At 65.4% G+C, this 7,344-nt stretch carries 7 protein-coding genes; 2 read left to right on the forward strand and 5 right to left on the reverse strand.

Features of this window, described 5'->3' with window-relative positions:
- The first annotated feature begins 1 nt into the window (after position 1).
- Positions 2-493: an EF-hand domain-containing protein gene (locus tag AC13EK_RS03265; protein WP_069337746.1), complete on the forward strand. Its 492-nt coding sequence runs from the start codon at positions 2-4 to the stop codon at positions 491-493.
- A gap of 228 nt (positions 494-721) precedes the next feature.
- Here the strand turns inward: AC13EK_RS03265 and AC13EK_RS03270 are convergent, their stop codons facing one another.
- Together AC13EK_RS03270 and AC13EK_RS03275 are read right to left on the reverse strand one after the other, a co-directional pair.
- On the reverse strand, positions 722-1,000 hold the full coding sequence (locus AC13EK_RS03270; protein ID WP_004210943.1) for a DUF2218 domain-containing protein: 279 nt from the start codon (positions 998-1,000) through the stop codon (positions 722-724).
- 4 nt (positions 1,001-1,004) lie between these two features.
- A complete protein-coding gene (locus tag AC13EK_RS03275) occupies positions 1,005-1,685 on the reverse strand; it encodes a PadR family transcriptional regulator (RefSeq protein WP_483022021.1) in 681 nt (226 codons plus the stop codon).
- A 283-nt stretch (positions 1,686-1,968) separates the two neighbouring features.
- Here AC13EK_RS03275 and AC13EK_RS03280 point away from each other — a divergent pair, with 283 nt between their 5' ends.
- On the forward strand, positions 1,969-4,158 hold the full coding sequence (locus AC13EK_RS03280; protein WP_069337750.1) for a TonB-dependent receptor: 2,190 nt from the start codon (positions 1,969-1,971) through the stop codon (positions 4,156-4,158).
- A 38-nt stretch (positions 4,159-4,196) separates the two neighbouring features.
- Here the strand turns inward: AC13EK_RS03280 and AC13EK_RS03285 are convergent, their stop codons facing one another.
- The 3 genes from AC13EK_RS03285 to hrcA all read right to left on the reverse strand — a co-directional run bounded on the left by AC13EK_RS03285 (position 4,197) and on the right by hrcA (position 7,129).
- Positions 4,197-5,438: a threonine synthase gene (locus tag AC13EK_RS03285; RefSeq protein ID WP_069337748.1), complete on the reverse strand. Its 1,242-nt coding sequence runs from the start codon at positions 5,436-5,438 to the stop codon at positions 4,197-4,199.
- Between the two features lie 87 nt (positions 5,439-5,525).
- Entirely contained in the window at positions 5,526-6,089 is a 564-nt protein-coding gene (gene grpE, locus AC13EK_RS03290) for a nucleotide exchange factor GrpE (RefSeq protein WP_004210939.1), read from the reverse strand.
- On the reverse strand, positions 6,086-7,129 hold the full coding sequence (hrcA, locus tag AC13EK_RS03295) for a heat-inducible transcriptional repressor HrcA (protein ID WP_069337749.1): 1,044 nt from the start codon (positions 7,127-7,129) through the stop codon (positions 6,086-6,088). Before hrcA ends, grpE begins: the two co-directional genes overlap by 4 nt.
- Positions 7,130-7,344 lie beyond the last annotated feature (215 nt).

Genomic DNA, 7,344 nt, shown 5'->3' on the forward strand with positions numbered 1-7,344 from the left:
CATGAACACCCGTTCCATCCTGATCGCCGCCGTCGTTGCCGCCGCCGGCACGCCCGCCTTCGCCGCCCCGCATGAAGGCGGCGCCTTCGTCCACGACTATGACAGCAACCATGACGGCAAGGTCGACCGCGCCGAGTTCGACGCCGTGCGCGTCACCCGCTTCAAGGCGACCGATGCCAATGGCGATGGCTGGGTGTCGGAGGATGAATATGTCGGCGAATATGCCGCCCGCCTCGAAAAGCAGCTCGCCCAATCGAGCCTGACCGAAGAGAAGAAGACCGAGGAGCGCCAGCGCCAGATCCGCCAGGCCCATGTCCGCTTCGGCGTGCTCGACAAGGACAAGGACGGCAAGATGGCTCAGGCCGAATATGACGCATCGGGCGCGCGTGCCTTTGCCGAGCAGGATGCCGACAAGGACGGTATTGTCACCGCCGCCGACGTGCAGGCGACCAACGCCCGCATGGCCGCCATGCGCGCCAAGACCGATAGCTGACACAAAGAAGGACCGGGGTTGCCGGTCCTCATGGAGCTTACCAGGGAAGGGGCCGAGCCGTGCAGACCCGGCCCCTTTCGCATGTCAGAGACTGTTTGAGAAAGCCGGTACCAGCCCGCTCCCCCGCCCAACCACCCGATCCAGTGTCATCCTGTCGGGCGGTTGTGTGGGGGAGCGGGCTGGAACCGCGCTGAAAAATCGCTCTTTCGCGATTTTTCAAACAGGCTCTCAGGCCCAGTTGAAGGGCAAGGGCGCCTCGCGGAAGGCGAAGCGGTCGAGATGGTCGGCGACGACCTGCTTGAACTTCTCGACATCGGCGTCCGCATTGGGTTCCAGCACCACGGTCAGCAGCTCGGCATCGGCACTCAGGTGGATCGGCCCCATCGGAAAGGCGATCTCGCCCTTGTCCGCGTCGAAGCTGGTCTCGAACTTGTGGCTCCAATGCTTGCACAGCTGCTGCAGGTAACGGCTGCCATGGGTGGTCGGCACGGTGGCGGTCAGCGTCATGGGATCAGAGCCTTTCGATCTTGCTGGCGGCCTCATCGATCAGGGCCGCGACGTCGAACATGGTTTGGGAATCGGCGCCTTCCTTTTCAAGCCGATGCTGGATCGCCACTCGCATATTCTGCAGCGCGCGGCGCACCGGCGCAGCATCATTACGTTCGGCCTTGCGGGCCAGATGCGCCAGCTTCTCCATCACCTCGGCAACGCCGGCCTCATGCTCAGCCAGATGGGCCGTGCCCGCGTCGGTGATGGCGAACAGCTTGCGGCTGCCTTCGCCAGGCTGCTCGGCGATCAGGTCCATGTCGGCCAGCAGGGTCAGGGTCGGATAGACGACGCCCGGACTGGGCGCATAGACCGACCCCGACAGGCTCTCGATCTCGCGGATCAGGTCATAGCCGTGGCGCGGCGCATCGGCGATCAGCTTGAGCAGGATGAGCTTGAGCGCATCATTGCCGAACAGCCGCCGGCGCCCGCCGCCACGCCCGCCCCGGCCACCGCCGAAGGGACCGTCACCAAAGCCGTCTTCACCGAACGGACCGCCCCGGCCCCCGGCCCGACCACCGCCGAAACCGCGTCCAAACCCCTCGGGACCAAAGCCGCCCGGTCCGAAGAAGCGGCCACGGCCGCGCCCGCCATGATGGCCCAAGCCGCGCGGGTCGAAACCGCGATCGGCCATGGCGTCATCCATGTGCCGGCCCGGCCGGCAACCCCGGCGCCCAGCGCCGCGATCGGAATGGGAAAAATGCATATTCTCTCTTTCAAAATGCTTCATGATGCATTGTGATATATCTTAAAATTCACCAACGTCAATGCATAAGATATATCTTTATGCATCTTATGATAGAGACACCCACCCGAAACGCCGGAAAATCTGGCTTATCTCCTCAGAGCATAAGCATTATGCAGAATGTGATTGTTCTTGCGATCGATTGTCGTTAGCAGCCCTGCCCAACATGGATCAGGGGATCGCGATGCTGCATCATATCGAAATTCGTCACTCTGCAATCGCGCTGGCGGCGCTGACCATCGCCCTCGCATCGCCAGCCATGGCGCAGCAGCCCGAGGCCGACGTTGACACCAAGGGCGCCGAATCGATCGTCGTCACCGCGGCCCGCTCGATCCTGCCGCCCAATGCGCTGCCGCTGACGATCGACCTGATCGACAAGCAGATGCTGGACCAGCAGATCGCGATCTCCGGCTCGGTCACCGATGCCATCTCCACCCTCACCCCCAGCTTCTCGCCGACCCGCGGCAAGCTGTCGGGCGCGGGCGAAACGCTGCGCGGCCGCTCGCCGCTCTACGCCATCAACGGCATCCCCCAGTCGACTCCGCTGCGTGACGGCAGCCGCGACGGCTTCACCATCGACGGCTTCTTCATCGACCGGGTCGAACTCATCTATGGCTCCAACGCCTTGCAGGGGATTGGCGGCACTGGCGGCATCGTCAACCAGGTGACGGTCGGCGCGCCCAAGCAGGAGGGCATCAGTGGCCGGGTGCTGGTGCAGGGATCGGCCAGCGACGATTTCGACGGTGACGGCTTCGGTGGCAAGGCGGCCGGGCTGGTCCAGTATAAGGCTGGCGCTTTCGATGCCACGGTCGGCGCCTCCTATGAAAAGCGCGGCGCCTTCTACGACGCGCGCAACCGCCGCATCGGCATCAACCTGACCCAGGGCGAGACCCAGGCGTCGCAGACCACCGATATCTTCGCGCGACTGGGCTATGCCGTCGGCGATACCGGCCGGCTCGACCTCATCCTCAATCGCTATGAGCTGAAGGGCGATGGCGACTATGTCCCGCTCGCCGGCAGCCGCGCCAACGGCCTCCCCACCACCGCGGTCAAGGGCGACGCCCCCGGCACGCCGGGATCGAACCGCACCGAAAGCGCGTCCCTCTCCTATACCGACAGCGATGTCGCCGGCGGCAACCTCGTCACCCAGCTTTTCTTCAACCGCAGCCGCGACATTTTCGGCGGCGAGTTCGCCGCGATCGCGACCTTCCAGGATCCCAGCATCGCGCCGGTCGGCACCCTGTTCGACCAGTCGCAGAACCGGTCGCGCAAGATTGGCGGCAAGATCAGCTATGAACGCGCCCTGCCCGGCTTCGAAGCGCTGACCACCACGGTCGGCCTCGACGTCCTGTTCGACAAGACGGAACAGCGGCTGATGGTTACCGGCCGCACCTGGGTGCCGCCCAGCGACTTCCGTTCCATCGCCCCCTTCGCCCAGGCCAATCTCAAGATCGCCGACGGGCTGGTCCGCGTCGCCGGCGGCGTGCGCTGGGAAAATGTGCAGGTGAAGATCGACGATTTCCACACCCTCGCCTCCACCACCGCGCCCAATTATGGCGGCGTCGATGTCGCGGGCGGCAAGCCCAAATTCTCCGACGCGCTGCTGAACGGCGGCCTCATCTTCGAACCGCTTGACGGCATTCGTGCCTATGCCAGCTATGCCGAGGGCTTCACCATGCCCGATGTCGGCCGCGTCACCCGGTCGATCGGCGTCGCGGGCGTCGACCTCGACGATTACCTCGACATCAGCCCGATCGTCTCCAACAACCGCGAGATCGGGCTGGAGGTGAAGCGCGGCCCGATCGACGCCAGCGCCACCTATTTCTGGTCATCCAGCGACAAGGGCCAGATCCTGATCGCACAGGGTGACGGCATCTTCACCGTGCAGCGCCAGCGGGTCGAGATCGAAGGGCTGGAAATCAACCTGGGCGTGCAGACGCCGCTGCCGGGGCTCAAGCTCTCCACCGGCTATGCCCATCTCAAGGGCCGCTATGACAGCGACAGCGCCAATCCCGACGGCATCGTCGATACCGATCTGGACGGCACCAACATCTCGCCCGATCGCCTGAACGTCGCCGCCGACTATCGCCATGGCGCCATCTCGGCGCGGCTGCAGACCCAATATTATCTGTCGCGCAATTTCCATGGCAAGGCGAACCCGGACCGGCGCAACAATTTCGGCGGCTATGCGGTCACCGACGCCTATCTCCGCTACGACACCGCATCACTGGGCGGCGTCTATCTCAGCGTCCAGAATCTGTTCGATAAATTCTATATCGACTATAATAGCGACACGCGCCTGCCCAACGACAATCTGGCCTTCTTCGCCGGTCGCGGGCGGCTCTTCACCCTGGGCTGGGATTATCGCTTCTGATGATAAGCGGGCGGGCCACGGCCCGCCCGTTAAGGCCATCAGAGCGACGCGAAATCGATCGGCGCGTGCCGGTCAAGCGTGCGGCTCTGGTCCTCCAGCGGATATTTGAGGCCGCTGGCGCAATTGAACAGCACCGCGCGGTCATCCCGCCCGATCAGCCCCTCGTCCAGCGCTCGGCTGTAGGCCGCCAGCGTCGCCCCACCCTCGGGACAGAGCAGCAGCCCGTCGTCGCGCGCCACGTCGCGCACCGCCGCTGCGATCGCCGCGTCCGACACCGCCAGCGCCGCGCCGCCGCTTTCCCGCACCGCGCGCAGGATCAGGAAGTCGCCCACCGCCTTGGGCACGCGAATGCCCATGGCGATGGTCTGCGCATCCTCCCAGCGTTCGGCAAATTCCACGCCCTGCTCGAAGGCGCGGACCATCGGCGCGCAGCCTTCAGCCTGTACCGCAAACATCTTGGGCCGCTTCGATCCGATGAAGCCGATCTTCTCCAGCTCATCGAACGCCTTCCACATGCCGATCAGGCCGGTGCCGCCGCCGGTGGGATAGAAGATCGCGTCGGGCAGTTCCCAGCCGAGCTGTTCGGCCAGTTCCAGCCCCATCGTCTTCTTGCCCTCGATCCGATAGGGCTCCTTGAGCGTCGAGAAATCGAACCAGCCGCGTTCCTTGACGCCCTGGCCGACGATCGCACCGCAATCATCGATATAGCCGTTGACGCGATAGACCCGCGCGCCCTGCGCCGCGATCTCGCGTACATTCACTTCGGGCGTGTCGGCCGGGCAGAAGATCACCGACTCCATGCCGGCGACCGCCGCATAGGCGGCCAACGCCGCGCCGGCATTGCCGTTGGTCGGCATCGCCACCTGGGTCACGCCCAGTTCCTTGGCCATGGAGACCGCCATCACCAGGCCCCGCGCCTTGAACGAGGCCGTCGGCAACCGCCCCTCATCCTTGGCGAGCAGTTGCGCCCCGCCCAGCCGCTTTGCCGTGCGCGGCAGCGGAATGAGCGGCGTCGCATTCTCGCCCAGACTCACGATGTTGGATGTCTGCCGCACCGGCAGCAATTCGCGCCAGCGCCACAGGTCCATCGGCCGGCTGCTGAGCGCCTCCTTGGTCAGCGTGGCCCGCACGCCGTCCAGATCATAGCGCACCAGCAGCGGCTTGCCCGCCGCCGACAGCCCATGCAGCCGATCCGCCTCATAACGCTCGCCGGTCAGCGAACATTCCAGATGGGTGACAAAGGTCGGACGGTCGGTGGTGAGGTTCAGGTCGTGCAGCAAAAGGGCCTCCGTTCGGGCAAGGATTCGGTGCATTCGCGGCCCCACGGGGGACCCTGACCGATCCAGCCCGAACGGGGCGGATATTTGTCAGTCCGGCTTCTTCGCCACGCTGACCATGGCGGGGCGCAGCAAGCGGTCCTTGATGCTGTAGCCGGCCTGCATTTCCACCAGCACGGTGCCCGGCTCGGCGTCCGCCGACGGCAGTTCCATCACCGCCTGATGCTTGTTCGGGTCAAGCGGCTGGCCGACCGATTCGATCTTGGTGATGCCGTTGCGGCCGAACACCGCCTCCAACTCGCGGCCGGTGGCTTCCAGGCCCGTCACCAGCCCCTTGAACTTGTCGTCCTCGCGCAGATCGGCGGGGATGGCGGCCAGCGCCCGGCCCAGATTGTCGGCCACCGACAGCATGTCGCGGGCGAAGCTGGTCGCGGCATAGGCGCGCGCGTCGGCCAGTTCCTTCTCCAGCCGGCGCCGCACATTCTGCGTATCGGCATGGGCGTAGAGAATGTCCTGCTTGGCCGTTTCCAGCTCGGCTTCCAGCGCTGCGATACGCTCGGCATTGGCGTTTTCAGGGGCGTCCACGGGGGTCTCCTCCTCGGGCAGCTGGTCCAGGGTTTCGGTATTTTCGATAGTCTGCTTGTCTTCGCTCATCTCATCAATCTCGACAGCGTCTGTGCGGTGAAATCCACCATGGGGATCACTCGGGCATAGTTCAAGCGCGTGGGGCCGATCACGCCGACCACACCGACGACCCGGCCGTCCCCGCCGCGATAGGGGGCGGCTATGACCGATGAACCCGAAAGGGAAAAGAGCTTGTTTTCCGAACCGATGAAGATTTTGGTCGCGCTGCCCGCCAGCGCGCTCTCCAGCAGGCGCGAAATCTCCTGCTTGCCTTCCAGCTGCTCCAACAATTGCCGTACCCGGTCGAGGTCGGCGGCGGTGCCATCGTCGATCAGATGCGCCTGCCCCCGCACGATCAGCACGGGACGGTCATCGGCGTCATGGCTCCAGATCGCGATGCCGCGCGTCACCAGTTCGCGCGCCGCGCCCTCCAGCGTGGAGCGCTCCTGCTCCATCTCGCGCGCCAGCAGGTCGCCGGCCTGGCGCAGGGTCAGCCCGCCAAAGCGCGCCGACATGAAATTGGCCGCCTCGTTCAGCATCGATGGCGTCACCCCGCGCGGCAGGTCGAGCACGCGATTCTCGATCGATCCATCCTGACCGACCAGCACGGCCAGCGCCTGCCGATCATTCAGCGGCACGAAGCCGAACTGGCGCAGCACCGGCTCGCGCCGGGGCACCATGACGATGCCGGCACAGGCGGACAGGCCCGACAGCGTCGCCGTCGCCGCCGACAGCGCCTCCTCGATCGACCCGCCCTCGGCCAACCCCGCCTCGATCGCGCGGCGCTCCTCGACCGACGGCTCGGCCGCCTGCATCATCCCATCGACGAACAGCCGCAGCCCGGTCTCGGTCGGCATCCGCCCGGCCGAGGTGTGCGGCGCGGCGAGCAGGCCCAGTTCCTCCAGATCCTGCATCACATTGCGGATCGAGGCGGCCGAGAGGCTGAGCCCCATCTTGCTGATCGTGCGCGACCCCACCGGCAGTCCGGTGCCCAGATAGCTGTCCACCACCATGCGAAACACGTCGCGGGCGCGGTCATTCAATTCGGCGATGGAGGCAGTGGCGGCCATGGCGATGATGTAGGCGGCTTTCCCGCGCGGCTCAACGGGGGAGATTGGCCGATTGCCCTATCCGTCATGCCGGGCCTGGGTCACGTCCGTCAATGTGGTGTAATTTCGGTGCTGGCCATCGGGCTGCATTTTCAGGCGGCCTTGGGTGTAATCTGTAGCGGCTGAACCTCCTCGGTTATGGGTGTGGCAAGGGCGGCCATGCCCTCGATCTGCAT

Source organism: Sphingobium sp. L-44, from assembly GCF_056859495.1.